Source organism: Rhodococcus sp. LB1 (genome assembly GCF_001583455.1).
GTDB classification, from domain to species: domain Bacteria; phylum Actinomycetota; class Actinomycetes; order Mycobacteriales; family Mycobacteriaceae; genus Rhodococcus_F; species Rhodococcus_F opacus.
Window position 1 is genome coordinate 56990 of sequence record NZ_LTCZ01000442.1, and the last position, 17874, is coordinate 74863.

At 67.0% G+C, this 17874-nt stretch carries 18 protein-coding genes; 15 read left to right on the forward strand and 3 right to left on the reverse strand.

The window, feature by feature from the left end:
• Positions 1 to 64: 64 nt before the first annotated feature.
• The 3 genes from AZG88_RS48335 (at position 65) to AZG88_RS48345 (ending at position 4606) form a co-directional block, all read left to right on the forward strand.
• Positions 65 to 1246: a PucR family transcriptional regulator gene (locus AZG88_RS48335; RefSeq protein WP_005252529.1), complete on the forward strand. Its 1182-nt coding sequence runs from the start codon at positions 65 to 67 to the stop codon at positions 1244 to 1246.
• Positions 1247 to 1361: 115 nt separating this feature from the next.
• Positions 1362 to 3305 (forward strand): acyl-CoA thioesterase/bile acid-CoA:amino acid N-acyltransferase family protein, encoded by a 1944-nt coding sequence (locus tag AZG88_RS48340; protein ID WP_061701522.1) that lies wholly within the window; start codon positions 1362 to 1364, stop codon positions 3303 to 3305.
• Positions 3305 to 4606: a glutamine synthetase family protein gene (locus AZG88_RS48345; protein ID WP_061701523.1), complete on the forward strand. Its 1302-nt coding sequence runs from the start codon at positions 3305 to 3307 to the stop codon at positions 4604 to 4606. The genes AZG88_RS48340 and AZG88_RS48345 overlap by 1 nt, the downstream gene beginning before the upstream one ends.
• 1 nt (position 4607) lies before the next feature.
• Here the strand turns inward: AZG88_RS48345 and AZG88_RS48350 are convergent, their stop codons facing one another.
• Positions 4608 to 5828: a fatty acid desaturase family protein gene (locus AZG88_RS48350; RefSeq protein WP_061701524.1), complete on the reverse strand. Its 1221-nt coding sequence runs from the start codon at positions 5826 to 5828 to the stop codon at positions 4608 to 4610.
• Between the two features lie 173 nt (positions 5829 to 6001).
• Between AZG88_RS48350 and AZG88_RS48355 the strand changes: the two genes are divergently transcribed.
• The 6 genes from AZG88_RS48355 (at position 6002) to AZG88_RS48380 (ending at position 11031) form a co-directional block, all read left to right on the forward strand.
• Positions 6002 to 6427 carry a hypothetical protein gene (locus tag AZG88_RS48355; RefSeq protein ID WP_331712330.1) on the forward strand — a complete coding sequence of 142 codons (426 nt, stop codon included), beginning with the start codon at positions 6002 to 6004 and terminating at the stop codon, positions 6425 to 6427.
• Entirely contained in the window at positions 6424 to 8772 is a 2349-nt protein-coding gene (locus AZG88_RS48360) for a WXG100 family type VII secretion target (protein WP_061701526.1), read from the forward strand. The genes AZG88_RS48355 and AZG88_RS48360 overlap by 4 nt, the downstream gene beginning before the upstream one ends.
• 8 nt (positions 8773 to 8780) lie before the next feature.
• Complete coding sequence (locus AZG88_RS48365) at positions 8781 to 9527, forward strand: hypothetical protein (protein WP_231914479.1); 747 nt, start codon at positions 8781 to 8783, stop codon at positions 9525 to 9527.
• A 104-nt stretch (positions 9528 to 9631) separates the two neighbouring features.
• Positions 9632 to 10111, forward strand: coding sequence for a MaoC/PaaZ C-terminal domain-containing protein (locus tag AZG88_RS48370; protein ID WP_061044432.1), 480 nt, complete (start codon positions 9632 to 9634; stop codon positions 10109 to 10111).
• A 96-nt stretch (positions 10112 to 10207) separates the two neighbouring features.
• Positions 10208 to 10531 (forward strand): hypothetical protein, encoded by a 324-nt coding sequence (locus tag AZG88_RS48375; protein ID WP_005252542.1) that lies wholly within the window; start codon positions 10208 to 10210, stop codon positions 10529 to 10531.
• 167 nt (positions 10532 to 10698) lie between these two features.
• Positions 10699 to 11031, forward strand: coding sequence for a hypothetical protein (locus AZG88_RS48380; protein WP_005252545.1), 333 nt, complete (start codon positions 10699 to 10701; stop codon positions 11029 to 11031).
• Between the two features lie 55 nt (positions 11032 to 11086).
• Here AZG88_RS48380 and AZG88_RS48385 read toward each other — a convergent pair whose 3' ends face one another.
• Positions 11087 to 11449 (reverse strand): VOC family protein, encoded by a 363-nt coding sequence (locus AZG88_RS48385; RefSeq protein WP_061701527.1) that lies wholly within the window; start codon positions 11447 to 11449, stop codon positions 11087 to 11089.
• A 206-nt stretch (positions 11450 to 11655) separates the two neighbouring features.
• Here AZG88_RS48385 and AZG88_RS48390 point away from each other — a divergent pair, with 206 nt between their 5' ends.
• From AZG88_RS48390 to nhaA, 4 genes are all read left to right on the forward strand, one after another.
• Entirely contained in the window at positions 11656 to 12642 is a 987-nt protein-coding gene (locus tag AZG88_RS48390; RefSeq protein ID WP_061701528.1) for a hypothetical protein, read from the forward strand.
• A gap of 459 nt (positions 12643 to 13101) precedes the next feature.
• The gene (locus AZG88_RS48395; RefSeq protein WP_005252551.1) at positions 13102 to 13803 is read left to right on the forward strand and encodes an alpha/beta fold hydrolase; all 702 of its coding nucleotides are present in this window, start codon (positions 13102 to 13104) and stop codon (positions 13801 to 13803) included.
• A gap of 33 nt (positions 13804 to 13836) precedes the next feature.
• Positions 13837 to 14277 carry an SRPBCC family protein gene (locus tag AZG88_RS48400; protein WP_005252560.1) on the forward strand — a complete coding sequence of 147 codons (441 nt, stop codon included), beginning with the start codon at positions 13837 to 13839 and terminating at the stop codon, positions 14275 to 14277.
• 10 nt (positions 14278 to 14287) lie between these two features.
• Complete coding sequence (nhaA, locus tag AZG88_RS48405; protein WP_061701529.1) at positions 14288 to 16156, forward strand: Na+/H+ antiporter NhaA; 1869 nt, start codon at positions 14288 to 14290, stop codon at positions 16154 to 16156.
• On the opposite strand, the gene AZG88_RS48410 is transcribed toward nhaA, so the two are convergent.
• A complete protein-coding gene (locus AZG88_RS48410; RefSeq protein WP_061701530.1) occupies positions 16157 to 16504 on the reverse strand; it encodes a GNAT family N-acetyltransferase in 348 nt (115 codons plus the stop codon).
• A gap of 110 nt (positions 16505 to 16614) precedes the next feature.
• On the opposite strand from AZG88_RS48410, the gene AZG88_RS48415 reads away from it, so the two are divergent.
• Both AZG88_RS48415 and AZG88_RS48420 read left to right on the forward strand, forming a co-directional pair.
• Positions 16615 to 17523: an LLM class flavin-dependent oxidoreductase gene (locus AZG88_RS48415; RefSeq protein ID WP_061701531.1), complete on the forward strand. Its 909-nt coding sequence runs from the start codon at positions 16615 to 16617 to the stop codon at positions 17521 to 17523.
• Complete coding sequence (locus tag AZG88_RS48420; RefSeq protein ID WP_061701532.1) at positions 17520 to 17873, forward strand: hypothetical protein; 354 nt, start codon at positions 17520 to 17522, stop codon at positions 17871 to 17873. The genes AZG88_RS48415 and AZG88_RS48420 overlap by 4 nt, the downstream gene beginning before the upstream one ends.
• Position 17874: the final 1 nt, after the last annotated feature.

Here is a 17874-nt window from a genome sequence, read left to right on the forward strand (position 1 = left end):
CCGGGCTATGCCGTCGCACAAAAAGGGTATGGCGCGGACCACGCCCGGTGGATAGTCTTGCCGGATGACTGTCAGCTCGGATGTCGCGCCGTCGCCCACCGATCTTCTCGGATCGATGCTGGAGTCCGTGGACCAGTTGTCCGAGCAACTCGTCTCGCGCATCCTGTCGGCCGAGCACGGTTACGTGGAGGCGACCCTCCTCACCCCCGAGCAGTTGTACGCGGCGTGCGTCGACAATCTGACGGCGATGCTGGGCAACCTGGCGGGTAGCGCTCCGGTACGGCTCGAGGCGGCGCGTGCGGCCGGACAGTTGAAGGCCGAACAGGGTGTGCCGCTCGCGGCATTGCTCCACGCGTTCCGGCTCGGCGGCCGCCTGATCTGGGACGAACTGATGGACCGCTCGGAGGGTCGCGCCACCAACGCCCTGCTCGACATGGCCGCCCAGGTGTGGGCGCTCGTGGACGTCTACTCGGACAGCGCCGCGGAGGCATACCGGGAGACTGCCGACCTGCGCGCCCGTGAGGACGCCGAGTCGCGGGGCCGGCTGATCAGAACCCTGTTCGGTGACCATGCCGCCAACCCGGCCGGCGCCGCCGACGCGCTCCGCACGTTCCGGATTCCGGAGAACAGCACCTTCCTCGTCGTGTCCGTGGAAGCGGCGGCGTCCCCGTCCGCCGCGGACGTCGTCCAGTCGGACCTTCGCGGTGTGGGTGTCGACTCGGTGTGGGACACGGAGGTCGACGGCCGGATCGGACTGCTGTGGGCCGCCACCGCCGAGGTGCTCGAATCCGCGCTGGACCTCCTCGGCCGCACCGGTCACGGACGGATCGGGGTCAGCTCGGTGTTCGGACGTCCCGGCGGGACGAGCCGGGCCGTGGAGCAGGCGCGGATCGCCCGTCGCTGCGCCGGACACGGCGGATGCACCGTCACCCGCTACGAGTCGGTGCCGGTGTCGCTGCTGCTGGTCAGCGTTCCCGACGCGGGCAAGCTCGCGTCGAACCAGATCCTCGGACCGGTGCTGGCCCTGCCCGCGGAGGAGCAGGAGAGCCTGCTCGCCACCCTCGACGCGTGGTTCTCGTGTCGCGGCTCGACCACCGCGGCGGCCACCCAACTGCACTACCACCGCAACACCGTCCTGTACCGGCTGCGCAGAATCCACACCCTCACGGGACGCGATTTCTCCGATCCCATCGACGCCGCCGAACTGTACGTCGGTCTGCGGGCCCACCAGCTGCTCGGTGCGTGACCCGAGCGGCACCCGCTCGGCTCGGTGAATCCGGCCCCGGCGCCCGCCCGAGGGCCGACAATATGTGTGGGTCGGCCGTCGTCCGCTCGGGTGTGCCGAGCAGTGGGGCAGTGCAATGGGGTTCGTCATCGGATTCGCACCCTGGATCGTCTACTGGATCCTGGTGGGCAACACCGGATTCGTCGCTGCCGTCGCGATCGCGTTCGGAATCGCGACGATTGGCCAGGTGCTGCAGCGGTTACGGGGCCAGCCGTGGCGGACCCTCGAGGTCGGCACCGTCGCCGTCTTCGCGCTGCTGCTGATCGCGGCACTCACCCTGGACGACGCAGTCCTCGAACGCTGGCTTCAGCCGCTCAGCAACTTCGGGTTGTTCGCGATCGCGGCGGTGGGCGCTCTGATCGGGCGGCCGTTCGTGCGCGAGTACGCGGCGGCAACCGTGGACGCCCGGACGGCGGCGAGCGGCGGCTTCCGATACATCACCACGGCCATGACGTGGATGTGGGTGGCCGCGTTCGGACTGATGACCGTGTTCTCGTTGATCCCGCCGATCGTCGACGGCGACGCCACCATGCGCGACGCCGCCGACACCCTGTCCGTCGTCTGCTACTGGGTGCTGCCGTTCACCCTCATGGGCGTCGCGGGCCTCGTGTCCGCGGCGTTCCCCGGATGGTTCGAGAAGCGGTCGCAGTTGCTGGAGACCCACACTTCGGCGGAGCCCGCGGTCACCGAGCAACCCGCGCCGGCCGCGGATCTGTCGGCGGGGTCCCTCGAACTCGACGTTCCGGCGTGGTCGCGTCATGACGAGGCGTTCTCGCTGATCGTCCGCGGCGCCCGGCCCGGATCGTCGGTGACCGTCCGCACCACCGGGACCGATCTGTTCGGTGGGCGGTGGCGGTCGGAGGCCACGTTCACCGTCCCGGTAGACGGAATCGTCGACGTCGCCGGACAGGTTCCGGACCACGGTGACTGGGACGTGGCGGATGCGGACGCGCCGCTGTGGGCCATGCGTTTCGTGTCCGAGGGCCGGGTTCCCGACCTCTTCGTGCCGCCGCCCGACGCCTGGCTGGTCACCGTCGAGGTGAGCACTCCGGACGGAACGTTGCGGCGGACGGTGACGCGTCACGTGAGCGCCCCCGGAGTGTCCGTCCGTTCCCTCGATGTCGGCAACCGACCGGCCCTGCTCGCACTGCCGGCCGGCGACGGTCCGAGCGGCGGTTGGCCGGGCGTCGCCTGCTTCGGCGGCTCGGAGGGCGGCGTCGACTCCCAACGTTCCACCGTCGGAATGCTGGCCGCCAACGGGTATGCCGCACTGGCCTATTCGTGGGTGGACGAATCGAACACCGACGCGACGCTGGTGAACGTTCCGCTCGAGCGGTTCACCGCCGCGGTCGAGGCTCTCGGTGCGCAGCCGTCGGTGGACGCGAACCGCCTGACCGCGATGGCCATTTCGCGCGGTGCGGAGGGTCTGTTGGCGTCTGCGTGCGTCGGCGACCTCCCCGTCGCCGGGCTGATCCTGATCAGCCCGAGTTCGGTGTCGTGGCAGGCGATCGGCCCCGACGGCGAGATCGCCGGCACCCCGTCGTGGACGTGGCACGGCCGGCCCGTGCCGTGGGCGCCGCTGCCGGGTGGGACGCTGATGCCCCAGCTGATCCGCAACGCGTGGCGGGCGCACCACGACGTCACCGCGCACCGCCCGAGCCTGCTGCGCCTGGGTGCTGCCTACCGGGCCGGGCTCGTGGCCGCACCGGCCGAGGCGACGCTGCGGTCGGAACACGCGACCACACCGGTGCTGTGTCTGACCGGTGCGGACGACCAGCTGTGGCCGTCGGACGAGATGGCCACGGCACTTCTCGGGCGTCGATCCGGCACCCGCGACGAACACCGGACGTTCGACGGCGCCGGCCACCTCCTCCGCCTCGGAATGTTCCCCGCCGACGCGCAATGGACCGGCGGCATCGCGTTCGGCGGCGGGGGCGCAGGTCAGGGCCGGGCGCAACGCGAATCGGTGCACAGCGTGCTCGGCTTCCTCGCGCGGACCACCGCAGTGGCGAGGGCCTGATGAGCGGCGCGGAGGATGGTTTCGGCCACACGGACCGCATCGTCGGCTCGATCGTCGACATGGCCGGGGTCTCCCGGGCGAAGGTGCTGCCGATCTCGAGACTGTCCACCTTCGTCGACTCCGGAGCAGGCGCATCGCCGAGCTGGACTGTGTTCTGCGTCGACGACCACCTCGCATTCACATTGTCCTTCTCCGTGGTGGGCGACCTCCGGCTGCGTGTCGACGGCGACGACGTGCGAGACCTGGGCAACGGCACGTACTGGGCGCCGGCGTGCCTGACCGAGCAGGACGGGACGCCGTCGCTCGCCTGCACCCGGGGCGCGCTGCGGCGGGTGACGGCGCGGCTGGCGGAGTCCGGGCTGACCGCACGAATCGGCCACGAGATCGAGTTCGCCCTGTTCGACGCGGCGACCACCGAAGAATGGTCCGCCTACGGCCTCAATGCCGTTCTCACGCAAGAAGAATTCTTCGAGCACCTGCTCGCGGCGGCGTCGACGGCCGCCCTGCCGATCGAACAGGTCCACGCCGAGGCCGGGCTCGGCCAATTCGAGGTGTCGCTCGCCCCCGCGGATCCCGTCGAGGCGGCCGACAATGCGGTGCTGGCCCGCGCCCTGATCAGCCGGATCGCGCGTGCCCAGGGACTCCGCGCGTCGTTCTCACCCATGCCCGTCGCGGGTGGGGCGGGAAACGGTGCCCACCAGCACGTGTCGTTCACCGAGGGTGACGTGCCGCTCCTGTCGGGAGGCCCGGGCCCGCACGGGCTGACTCCTGCCGGTGGCGCCGCGGTCGCCGGGATTCTGCGGGCGCTACCCGAGTTCACGGCCGTTCTCGCCGGGTCGGCGCTGTCGCACCTGCGGTTACGCCCGGGCATGTGGTCGGGGGTGTTCCGCTGCTGGGGCCTGGAGAACCGCGAGGCAGCCGTCCGCCTCTGCGCGGACACCGCCGGGAACCCGCACGGCGCGAACCTCGAGATCAAACCCATCGACCCGTCCGCGAACCCGTATCTGAGCAGCGCCGTCATTCTCGGCGCCGCCCACGACGGCATCGCCGGTGCGCTTCCCCTCCCGGACGAGGTGTCGGTCGACCCCGCGGAACTGACCGGCGCCCACGCCGTGGATCTCCTCCCGACCCTGCCGTCCGACGTGCTCGGAGAGTTCGAGTCGTCGGCCCTCGCGCGCAATCTGTTCGGACCGCTGATCATGGAAGCGCTCGCGGCGGTCAAGGGTTACGAGCACGCCGAATACCGGGAGAAACCGGTCGACGAGGTCGCGCAACGCTTCCGGTTCGCGTGGACGTCCTGATTCAGTTGCGGATCATCGCCAGCGCTGTGCGCAGTCCGCGCCGCTTTCCGGTCGCGGGGTCGACCCCGAACACTTCCTTCATCCCGCCCCGGATGCGGAAACGCAGTTCCGAAGCCGTCTCCGGTGCGTCGTCCGCGGACGCCGACAGGAAGCGGTTGGGCAGGGCGAGCTTGAAGATGGTGCGGAGGGTGAGTCCGTACTGGTGGGGCAGCGAACCCGTCGTGTACGGGAGGTCGTACTTGTCGCACAGTTCCCGCATCTTCACGCCGATCTCGGCGTAGCGGTTACTGGGCAGGTCGGGAAACGCGTGGTGCTCGATCTGGTAGCAGAGGTTGCCGCTCATGAACGCCAGCACCGGGCCGGCGTTGAAGTTGGCGGAGCCCAGCATCTGGCGCAGATACCACTCGGCCTTGGTCTCCTTCTCGAACTCCTCCTTGGTGAACTTCTCCGCGCCGTCCGGGAAGTGGCCGCAGAAGATGACACCGTAGGCCCACAGGTTGCGGATCACGTTGGCGGTGATGTTCGCCGTCAGCGTGCTCTTCCACGCCGGGCCGGTCAGCGCCGGGAACACCACGTAGTCCTTGCCGACCTGCCGCGCGATCTTACGTCCCACCTCTTTGGCGTTGCGGAGGGTTTCGGCGCGGTCGTAGTCGCCGCGCCGGATGCTTTCCACGTCCAGGTGGTGAAGCGCGACACCCCACTCGAACAGCAACGCCAGCAGCACGTTGTAGAACGGCTGCGCCAGGTACACCGGCGACCACCTCTGGTCGCGGGTCATGCGCAGGATCCCGTAACCGACGTCGCTGTCGAGACCGACGATGTTGGTGAACTTGTGATGGACGTAGTTGTGCGAGTGCTTCCACCCCGACGACGGGCACGTGTTGTCCCACTCCCAGTTCGACGAGTGGATCTCGGGATCGTTCATCCAATCCCATTGGCCGTGAATGACATTGTGGCCGAGTTCCATGTTCTCGATGATCTTCGCCGCACCCATCAAGGCGGTACCCAGGATCCACGCCGGTCTCTTCCGGCTGCCGAACAGGACGACTCTGCCCGCGATCGCCAGCGACCGCTGCAGTTTGATCGTCCGGTCGATGTACCGCGCGTCGCGGGCGCCGCGGGACTCCTCGATGTCTGCCCGGATCGCATCGAGTTCCGCGCCCAGCGCCTCCACATCCGCATCGGTGAGGTGGCTGTACTCCTTGATATCGGTGATGGCCATCTGGTCTCGATACCCGGTTCACCCGATTCTCAATCTGCGAATCCGCCCAACCGTTGCGCAACCGTGTTGTGGTCACACGTCCGTATGAGGGCGTCCGCTATTCTCTCCACGGTCGCCGAGCGTGTCGGTGACCCGGGTCCGGGGGTGGATCTCGATGCGGATATCAGGGGGAGATGTCGATGTCAGAGGGCAATATGACGTGGCCGGAAAGTGTCATCGCGTCGCTGGACGGGACCGGTACGACGCAGCCTCCGCTGGCCGCCGTCCCCGGGCTGCCTCCGGTGCTCGGTGGACCGGACGTCGAGGTCGTCAAGGTCGACCCCCACATGCTGCGTGCGATGTCTACCGCACTCGGCGTCATCGCCCGTGAGGTCGAGGCGTTGGGTGGCCGGCGCAGCTTGGAGCACGCGGTGCGGGCCGTCGAGGGATCCGACACCGCGGCGGCGTGCCAGGACGCCGGCGACATCCTCGCGTCCGCGCTGGGAGTCGCGGCCGGTCGCATCGACGAGATGGCGTTCATCGCGGGTGACGGGGCCGAGAACTACGAGGCCACCGACACGTCGTTCGCGTCGCAGCTGTCGGCGATGGGGGAGATGTGATTCCGCGTCGGTCGCAACTGCACGTCTGGAACCCGCGGGATCTGACACTGGCGGGCGAGGAGATCGGACGGACCGCCGAGGACACACGGGGCCGGGCGGACGACGTCCAGCGTGCTGTCGCGGATCTGGGCCGGCACGACGACTGGCGCGGTCCGGCGCAGGCGGCCGCCGAGCAGCGGGCGAAAAGTGAGCGCACGGAAATCCGTCGGCTCGCAGACGATCTGGAGGATCTGTCGCACGCGCTCGTCGGTGGGGCCGATCGCCTCGGTCATGCGCGGGACTACGTCGCCACCGTGATCGACAAGGCGGCAACCGACGGATTCACCGTCTCCGACGACTGGCAGATCGTCAGCCCGCCGAGCACGATGAGTGAGGCCGAAGCCGCCGAGCATGCCGAGCTGATGGAGTACTGGCGCAGCCAACTCGGTGGAGCGCTGACGGAACTCGACACTGCCGACCGGGACATGGCGACGGCGATCCGGGACGCGCTGCGCGCGGTGGCGGCGAGTGCCCCGGCGACCACGGGTCTGTCGGGGCACGAGGGCACGGCGCTGGGTGAGCAGGTCGCGCGAGGCGGTTCCGATATTCCGCAGGACGTGCGTGACCGTGTTGCCCGGGAGATCGCGGCGGCGGGACTTACTCCCGCACAAGTGCAGACGCTGGCCGACGGCGGCAAGGTCACCGATCTTCCACAGGGAACGATCGACTTCCTGCAGCAGTTCTATACCGCGGCCGGCAAGGACGGCTTCCTCGCCCTGTCCGAGCAGTACAGCGAGAACGGCCGCACCGAGGCCGCGAGCGCGCTGTCCAACGGCCTCGCCGTGGTGTCGAACTACAACGTCGGTAGTGCCAGCGGCGACGTCGGCGGTCAGAGCCACATTCCGGAAGGTCTTCGAGGACTGTTCGAGGGCCCGGTGACGTCGACCGGCAACCTGACGAAGGGTGCGCACGACGCGCCGCAACCGTCGGTGGTCGTCAACAACGGCGACGACCTGGCACGCTTCACCAAAGCCTTCGGTCTCGCGGACCCGGCCGTGCAGCAGGGCAGTGAGCTGAGCGAGAGCCTCCTCTCCCGTGCCGGGGAGATCGCCTCGGCCACCAACGACAAGAGTCTTCTGATCGGGGACTCCTTCGACCACAACGCTCTGGGCCGCGACAGCGTCGACACCCTCTTGCAGGACATGGTCGGCGTCGGTGGCCGCGACCATGCCGCCGTCCACAACATCCTGTCCGGCGAAGGCATGCCGGCCGGCTACAACCGCGACGACGTCATCATGCCCCTGCTCCAACGCGATTGGTCCGACGGCGGCGAACAGAACGTCGCCGCGATGTTCGACTGGATCGCCGACGACGCCCGGCCCTCCGATCCGTCCCACCCCGGCGACATATTCCGGTCGACACAAGCCGGGGAATCGGCATTCGGCCTCGCACAAATCCTCGCCGCGAAAGACGCCGAACTGCTCGACATCCCGGGAATTTCGGGGCAGGCAATCGGTGAGGTGAACCCCGAAATCACGCAGGCGTTGGGGACAACGCTTGCTCCCTACATCGGCAACATGGTGGGGGTGCCCGGCGACCTCGCCGGCACTTCGGGTTTCACCAGCTCGACAGGCGGCGAATTCGGTCTCGAGAACGCGCCCCGCCTCTTCTCGGTGATCGACTCCAATGCCGATGCGGCGAGCTACTTCAACGCGCAGGCGTTCGGAATGTCGGCTCAGCTCGAGCAGGCGTGGGCGTTGGAAGGTCTCACTCCACAGATGCCGCACTACGAGTACGGTTCGTGGGCGGGAAGTATCCAGGGTGTGGTCGACAAGGGGCTCGACCTCGAATTCGCGGATCGTGTCGGCGACGAATCATCTAACAATTCAGCAGGTTTCGAGAGCAAGGGTGTCGCGTACGACACGATCAGAACTGTGGTCAGCAAGGGCGTCGAGTTCATCCCCGGCGCTGGGCCAATCATCTCTAGCGGAATCGATCTCGCGGATCCGGCATTCAAGAGCGCGGTCATGGGCGCGGTACCCGACGGCACCGTTCAGCCGAATACTCAGTTCGCGGAGGATTCCCTTCTTGCAAAGCAGTACTACCAGATTGCTCTCGGTCTTCAGGCGGCGAATGGTGGCTCGCTCGACCCGTATATCGGTCTCGAGGATTTTCGAGATGGTGTGAATGGCCCCCTGCTGCCGTATGACGAGATCGTCTCTGATCGTCCCAGTTTTACAACGCCGCTGCTTTCATCGAGCTTGGCCGGATACATCACCGAAGCAGGCTTTATCGGAGTTGGTGAGTTTGTCGATGCCATGAACGCTGGTCGTGAGCAGGTGCAGAACATGGAGTTCGGGCAATGAGGGCTCTGATGTCGACCGTCCTTGCTGCAGTTGTCGTGTCGGTAAGTGCCTGCGGCACCCATGAAGCGAAAACGCTGATCGATACTCCGGAAAGCGCTGTCGCCGGCTATAGCGTCCCCGAGAACGTCGACTACAACATTCGGTGGTCGGCGGAATCAGGTATCGATCTGCTCAGCAGGCCGGCGGTAGCGGTCCGGGCGTACATGGAGTCGTACTACCTCGCGATTCATGGTCACGCGTTGTCGGCGGGCTATCCAGGTTTCGCTGATGCGACGTCACAGCAGCGCGACCGGGTCGACTTCGACCATTCGAACGATCCGGAACTGGAACAACTCGTCGGAACCCAGTTCGAGCATCTCCTGGTGATGAACCCGACAGAGGACGGGTGGGTCGCCACGGTGTGTTCGGGTAACTACACCGTAATGGCGGAGAAGGACGGTCGATTCTTCAATTTGACAGGTCCGTCTCCTCAGGCGGAAACGGTAAGAATGGTGGCGCCCGAGCAAGCGCAGTCTGCCGCTTCTGAACGGATTGTTGCGGAGGGTGCAGAGCGTGCGCCATCAGCGGATGTATTCGCTGGATGGACGATCAGTGAGCATGAGCCGGCTGCGCGCGATCAGAACGCATATGCGGAGTGTGACTCGCGCATGCCCGATGCCAGGGATGTGCGACCGCAGAAGGCGAACCTCCCCCACGACACTCCCTACCCGACGCTTGCTCCGTATCCGGGCTGGCCGCGTTACGACGAGAACTGACGGCCACCGCCACCGCCACCGTCGGCGGAAGGGCACTGTCACCGCCGCCGTCGTCCGGTCATATCCTCGACGTCAGCCTCCGTGTTCGGTGGAGGCGTGGGCGAATGATCGGACGGTTGGTAGTGGATAGCAAATGTGACGTCGTTTATGCGGACGACCTCCGGGTGGGCGAGAAGTTCGAGCTGGGCTCGTACACGGTGACGGAGGAAGAACTGGTCGAGTTCGCGGGGCAGTGGGATCCGCAGTCGTTTCACATCGACCGTGAATCTGCAGATGGCGGCTATTTCGGTGGGCTCATCGCGAGTGGTGTGCACACGATCGCAGTGTGTCAGCGACTGTCCGCGACCACTCTTTATGCAGGCTGGAGCGTCATTGCCGGGGTGCGGATGCGCGACGTCAACTTCCTCCGGCCGGTGAAGCCGGGTGATGTGCTCACCGGAAAGCTGGTCGTGGAGGAGGTGACGCCTGACGATCGCGGACGGGCCTTGGTGACGGTCGCGGCGGAGATTCTCAACGGGTCGGGCAAGCAGGTCCTGACCTCGGTGACCGAGATGTACATGCGCTGCAGCCCGGAAACCGACTGATCGTCGAATTTCTTGGACGAAACACTCTCCTCGAGGATTGTTTTCCGGGTTTCTGGGTACCGCCCCGAGAGGCCAGGTAATCAACGGGAGGCAGTCATGAGAATGGGCAGGAGAGTGGCCGCGGTGGCAGTATTCGCGGCTTCGATCGGATTGGGAGCATCCGGTGTCGCCTGGGGCGGCAGTCTCGACTCGGCGGTGCCGGTGCGTCGACCGGACGTCATTCAACCGATGCCACCCGGCTTCCCTCAGAACGGTCCGATCGGATGCGACGACTGGGCGGAACCCTACGAGAACAATGTGCCGCAATGGGGCACCGATCCGTACAACCAATTCGACAACTGGTGCGACGGCCCCGAGGACGGACTTTCCGCGCAGCAGCCGCCGGTCAATGACCAGCAGGGCCGGACGGTCAATCCCTGATTCGACGGTGAATGTTCGCACGAGGCATTTGGCTGTCGTGTAGGCCGGTCGTGAACTGAAACCGACCGTCCGTCAAATTTCATTCACGAAATTCGCTCTTCGAGGATTGTTTACGGTGTCTTTGGGTACAGCCCTTAGGCAGCGTTATTCACCTATGGGAGGCAACGATGAAGGTCGGCTCGAGATTGGCTGCGGTCGCTGTGTTCGCGGCCTCGATCGGTTTGGGAACATCCGGTGTCGCCTGGGGTGACGCGCTCGACTCGGCGGTCGTACCGGTGCGCGCACCGGACACGGTTGCACCACTGCCTCCTGGTGTTCCGCCGACCGGCCCGGCCGGCTGCGACGACTGGGCGGAACCGTACGAGAACAATGTCCCCGCATGGGGCACGGACCCGTACAACCAGTACGACAATTGGTGCGACGGACCCGAGGACGGTCTGCCGCAACCGGCCACCTACAGCGGTGACGAGGGCGGAGGCGACTCGCCGAACGAGCCGTAAACCGACCGATCCGAATCAGCGCGCCCCGGGAGTCTCCGTTCCGGGGCGCGCTGATTCAGTTGCCGGAGGGCGGTTCGTGCAGTCCGAAGGAGGAACCCTGGTCGTCGTGGCACAGTTTGAACCGCCCGAATTTCGCCACCGACTCGGGGTCTTCGCCCAGGTCCACGGCATCGACGGTGCCGCCCAGCGCCAGCACCTGCTCGACCGCGGCGTCGAGGTCCGGCACCCGGAAGAAGACATACGGGCCGGCGCCCTCGTCGCCGCCGTGGATCCCGCCTGGGACGTTCGGTGTGTTGATGGAGTAACCCGACCCGCCGGGCCCGGACTCGAATTCCCAGCCGAACAACGCCGAGTAGAACTTTCGGCCCTGCTCGGTGTTGGCCACACCCAATTCGAAGAAGGACAGTTCGCCCGACATGAGCACTCCTCCGTCGACAGTGTCCCCGTGACGCTACGCCGAGATGAAGTCACGCATAAGACTCGCGCGTAGACCGACCGCGCCGCAGGAGTATTGATCGCCACCGCTGCGGGTGGCGCCCTCGGGTTCGAATACGGCGTCACTGTACGGCCGTCGGTAACGATCTGCAGCCTGCGGCCAAAGTTACGCAGGGTGCGCCTGCTGTGATGGATACTGCACCGGTGATGCTGCCCAAACGAACCTGCTTTTCCGCCATATCGATGGTGATGCTCGCTGTCGCGGGCTTGCTGGTCGCGGCCCCGGGGAGCAGCGGCGCCGCACCGCTCGGCTGGCGAACCACGATGGTGGCGTTCAGCAACGTCAGCGACCGCGACCTGGATGTATACGAGTCGGAGGACGGCACGGGGTTCCAGCCCCTCCGACTGTCTGCGTATCGTCCTCCGTCAGGGGTGGTGCGTGACCCGAGCATCTTCCGGCACACGGACGGGTTCTACTACCTCACCTACACGACGATCGACGGGGCGAACATCGGCTTCGCACGCAGCAGTGACCGCATGGACTGGAAGTTCCTTGGGGCCTGGCCGGTCCCGTTCTGCTGCGCCTTCCTGCCGGGCACGGGAGACGGAACGGGCTCAGCGAGCCCGCCGGGTTCCTCGGGGTCGGCCGGGTTCAGCGACGGACCGTCGCTGTCGCCGTTCACCACCAAGGCCTGGGCACCCGAATGGTTCGTGGACGGCGACCGGGTCAACGTCATCCTGTCGCTGTCGACCGGTGGAGGATTCGTGCCGTATCTGATGACGGCGCTGGAACCATCGCTCAGGTTGTGGAGCCCGCCTGTTCCGCTCGCCGGGATCGGCGCGGACCATATCGACACCACCGTGGTCAAGGTGGGATCGACCTATCATGCGTTTACGAAGAACGAGACGAAGAAGGTCGTCGAGCATGCGGTCGCGTCGTCGGTGACGGGACCCTATTCATTCGTCCCGCCTGGAAATTGGGGCTCGCTGGTGGAGGGCCCAGCCCTGGTTCAGTTGCCGAGCGGCGCCTGGCGGATATATCTCGACGCCTATACCGAAGGGAAGTATCTCTATTCCGACAGCACGGATGGGCTGCGCACCTGGTCGCCCGTGCAAGAGCTCCCAGGCCTTTCCGGGACGGTGCGCCATTTCGGCGTGATGAGAGAGCCGGCATAAAGACGACTCCCGCGACGCCGCCGCCGTCGATGGCGGCAACCTCGAAGCGCAACGACACCGATACGCTGTGCGGAAGGGTTCACCGGCCGACCGGTGTTGAGCGTGAACGTAACTCGTAGGTGAGTGGCGCAGCGTGCCGGGGTGCACATCGCCACTCGCGTGCGGGGTGAGCTACGTCAGGCCGCCAGCTCGTCGGCGATCTCGATGTCGATTTCCTGTTCGGTCATTCCGCCGAAGAGATGGTTGGTGAACATGTCAGCTCAGTTCTCGAAACGTGTGGTGGATCCCGGCACGATCGGACCTTCTTGACCGACCTACTGGATGTATCGCCCTCGGCGGCGCTTCCGTTTCAGGTCCCCGCAGGTGAGTGGCAAAGTTTGTTCGGGCGCGCATTCCCGCGCACGTAGCGCTTAGGCTCGACTCGACCGTTCGTGTCCCGGAAACAGGAGATGAGTCGAGATGCCCGCAACCTTCGTTCTGCTGCCCGGCGCCGGCACGGACTCGTGGTACTGGCACCGCGTCGCACCGATCCTGGAGGGAAGCGGGCACTCGGTGATCGCCGTCGACCTTCCGTACGGCGACGACGACGCGGGCCAGTACGAGTTCGCCGACGTCGTCGTCGATGCGGTCGAGGACGTCGAGGGGGCGATCGTGCTGGTCGCGCAGTCGATGTCCGCGTTCACCGCCGCGATCGTCTGTCAGCGCGGCGAGGTCGACGTCGACCTGCTGGTTCTCCTGGCACCGATGCTGCCCGCGCCGGGGGAGGCACCCGGGCAGTGGTGGGAGACCACCGGTCAGCCGGAGGCGAAACGGGCGTTCGACGTGCTGGAGGGCCGCGACCCGGACGCGCCCGACGACCTGCGGGTGCTGTTCTTCCACGACGTGCCCGACGACGTCACCGAGGAGGCGTTCGGCCAGGAGGCGCCCGTCATGTCGAACACCCCGTTCGAGACGGTGTGGCAGGCGGACGCGTGGCCGCACGTGAAGACGCGGGTCGTCGCCGGGAGGCGCGATCGGCTCTTCCCGCTCGACTTCATGCAGCGGATCGTCCGGGAGCGACTGGGCATCGCACCGGAGGTCATCGACACGGGCCATCTGGCGGCACTCGCGCGCCCCGGCGATCTTGCTGCCATGCTGGAGCGCTACGCGTCCGAACTCTAGGGCATGTACATCCGACGAGAAGGAGAGCAATCGATGGCGTTGTCCGTATCGGGCGAGTTCGAGATCGAGGCGCCCCAGGAGCAGGTGATGGCTGCGCTGGCGGACGTCGAACGCATCCCCGAGTGGTCGGTGGTGCACAAGAAGGTGGTCGTCGAGTCCCGATTCGACGACGGACGCCCCCGCACCGTGCGGATGACGCTCGCCGTCCTCGGCGTCGCGGACACGCAGCTGGCCGAGCACAAGTGGCTCGGGGACGAGCAGATGTCGTGGACGCTCCTCGAGAGCGAGAAGCAGAAGTGCCAGGAGGGGGAGTACCGGCTGACCCCCACCCCGCGCGGGACGTCGGTCCACCTCACGATGTCGGTCGAGCCGAAGGTGTGGGTGCCGAAGTCCGTGCTGCGTCAGGGGCAGAAGCAGGCCGTGCGATTGATCCGCAAGGGATTCACCAAGTTCGTTCTCGAGAACTACGTCTGACGAGGACCAGATGACGGTCGAGCAGAGCAGCCCCACCACACTTCGGCGACTGTCGGCGCGGTTGGCCCTGATCCGCGACGACACCGACGACGACAAGCTGTCGGCCGGTTTCCTCCTCGTCGCCACGATCCTGGCGTTGGTGTGGGCCAACATCGGTGATTCGTACGAGTCGTTCTGGCACACGCCGGTGACCATCCAGATCAGCGACTACGGCATCAGCCTCGACCTGAAGCACTGGGTCAACGACGGGTTGATGACGCTGTTCTTCTTCGTCGTGGGGCTAGAGGTGAAACGTGAGCTGACGATCGGCGAACTCACCGATCGCGCCCGTGCCGCCGTCCCACTTCTCGCCGCGATCGCGGGTCTGGCGCTGCCCGCCGTCCTGTTCCTGATCCTCAACCCCAGCGGCGCCGAGGCCAGTGCGTGGGGCGTCGTCGTCTCCACCGACACGGCGTTCGTGCTGGGCGCACTGGCACTCGTCGGCCCCCGATGCCCCGCCCGGTTGCGCGTGTTCCTCCTGACCCTGGCCGTCGCCGACGACATCGGTGCCCTGGCCATCATCGCCTTCTTCTACACCGACAACCTCCGGCTCGGACCGCTGCTCCTCGGGTGCGTCGGGTTGCTGCTGATCATCCAGTTGCGCAAGCTCGAGGTGTGGCGTGGTGTCGCCTACTTCATCGTCGCGGCGGGCACGTGGGTCGCGTTCTACGAGTCCGGCGTCCACCCCACCCTCGTCGGCGTGTTGATCGCGCTGATCCTGCCCGTGTATCCGCCGCGGCGCAGCGAGGTGGAACGGGCAGGTGAACTCACGCGCGCGTTCCGGCAGTCACCCAACTCCGACTACGCCCGCGCCGCCCAACTCGGTGTGCTGCGCGCGGTGTCCGTCAACGAGCGGCTTCTGCGCTTCTACCAGCCCTACACGGCGTTCCTCGTCGTCCCGATCTTCGCGCTCGCCAATGCCGGCGTGGTCATCACCGGGCAGACCCTCGCGGACGCGGCCCGATCGCCGCTGGCGTGGGGCATCGTGCTCGGCCTGGTGGTCGGCAAGCTCGTCGGCATCACGGCCGCCACGGCTCTGTTCTCGAAGCTGCGGCCCGGCAGCCTGCCGCCCGGGCTGACGCTGTCCCAGATCGCCGGTGGCAGCGCGCTGGCCGGCATCGGCTTCACGATCTCGTTGTTCATCGTGGACCTGGCCATCGACTCACCCGAACTCGCCAACGACGCTCGGGTGGGTGTCCTGACGGCGGCGGTCATCGCCACCGTCCTCGGCTGGGCGCTGTTCCGGCTGTCGGACTGGGTGCACCCGCCGACGGAGGCCGTCGGGCGCACCCTGCTCCGGCCCGTCTCTCCCAGCCGCGATCATCTGCGCGGGCCGGTGGATGCCCCGCTCACCCTCGTCGAGTACGGCGACTTCGAGTGCCCGTTCTGCAGCAAGGCCACCGGCAGCATCCGGGACGTCCGGGCGCATTTCGGGGACGACCTCCGCTACGTCTTCCGGCATCTGCCCCTCGACGCCGTGCACCCGCACGCGCGTTTCGCCGCACAGGCGAGCGAAGCGGCGGCCGCGCAGGGACGGTTCTGGGAGATGCACGACCACCTGTTCGCCAACAGCGACGCCCTCGCCGAGGACGAGATCTTCGGTTACGCCGCCGAGCTGGGGCTCGACATGGACCGGTTCGAGGAAGACATCCGCAGGGGCACCTACGTTCACCGCATCGACGACGACGAACTCGACGCCGAGTCGAGCGATTTCCGGGTGACCCCCACGTTCTACCTCGGCGCGACGGGCACCGACCTCGCCCGGCACAGCGGCCCCTACGACGCCGCCACCCTCATCCGGCAGCTCGAAGAGGCTCGCGGCGCCGACGGCGCACCCTGATCAACCCTGCGAACGCCGCACCGCCTGGATCGCGGCCGGCGTGACCGGGTCGACGTCGTCGGCGAAGTCGTCGTGCTTCTTCAGGTAGCCGGCGACGAACGGGCAGATCGGCACGATCCGCTTGCCGTCCCCGACGGTCTCGGTGAGCGCGCTGCGGATCAGGGTGCTGGCGAGGCCACGCCCGGCGAACTGGTCACCGATCTCGGTGTGGAAGAAGATCCGTTGATTTTCGTCGTCGAGGTACTCGGTGAACCCGGCCAGTTCACCATCGACGCGGACCTCGAATCGGTGTAGTTCGGGGGCGTTCCGGACGTCGGGTGCGGGGCCGTCGTGCGTGTCGTCTGTCATGAACCCACTATGCCGCCCGGCGGGGTTCCGACTGCGCGGCGGGTGTTCCCGGACGTCGCGGAGGTGGATGATCGAAGGAGTTCAGCGATCCGAGAGGGGACGCGACCGCCATGACCGATTACGGCAGGGCCTTGCAGTTCGGGGCGTTCGTGACCCCGTCGGTGGAGTTGCTGGCCAACACGTTCGAACTCGCCGCCCTCGCCGACGAGACCGGACTCGACCTGATAGGCGTGCAAGATCACCCGTACCAGGCGAAATTCCTCGACTGCTGGTCGCTGATGGGCATGCTGCTGGCCCGGACCGAGCGGGTGCGCGTGTTTCCCGATGTCGCATGCCTGCCGCTTCGCCCGCCGGCGACGATGGCGAAAGCCGCGGCCAGCCTCGACCTGATGTCGGGAGGCCGATTCGAACTGGCGTTGGGTGCCGGCGCGTTCTGGGAGGCGATCGGGGCGATGGGCGGTGACGTGCGCACGCCCGGGCAGGCCGCGACGGCGTTGGAGGAGGCGGTCGAGGTGATCCGCCTGATGTGGTCCGGTGAGCGTGCCGTGTATTCCGAGGGTGAGCACTATCGCCTCGCGGGCGTGCATCCCGGACCGGTCCCGGCGCACAGGATCGGGATCTGGCTGGGCGTCGGCGGCCCCCGGCTGCTGCGTGCGCTGGGACGCTCGGCGGACGGGTGGGTCCCGTCGAGTTCGTACTTTCCGCCCGAGGTTCTGCCCGGCCTGCACGCGCGGATCGACGCGGGTGCGGCGGATGCGGGCCGGGACCCGAGTTCGATCAGTCGCGCCTACAACGTGTTCGGCCGGGTGAGCGACACACCGTCGGATAAGTTGTTCCACGGAACCGCCGAGCAGTGGGTGAGCCAACTGACGGAACTCGCGGTGGAGGCGGGCATGGACACGTTCGTCTTCGGCACCGACGGCGACGACCTCGCCCAGGTCCGTAGATTCGCGACCGACGTAGCGCCCGCAGTTCGGGCCGCCGTGGATGAGCACCGTGGCACGGGTGCGCAAGCATGAGCGAACCGCGGCTCCTCCTCATCGGCAGGCGCCAGTCCACGCTGGACGTGTTGAAGGAAGAACTGACCCGGTTCGGGCGGGACGTCGTGGCATCCAACGACCGCGAATTGATCCGGCAGGCACTCCTGGACGGAAACGTCGACCTCGTCGTGATCGGCGGCGGCCTCGACGATCCCGCCCGGGATGCCATGCGGGACTTCGTTCTCGGCGTCGAACCGGACGTCCCCGTGCACCTGCTGCCCCGCACGGCCGGAGCGAGCCCGGCGTCGGTCATCCCGTTCGCCAACGAACAGATCGTGCTGTTCAAGGTTCACGCAGCGGCTGGAAACGAAGACGCGCAGTCCGACTAGG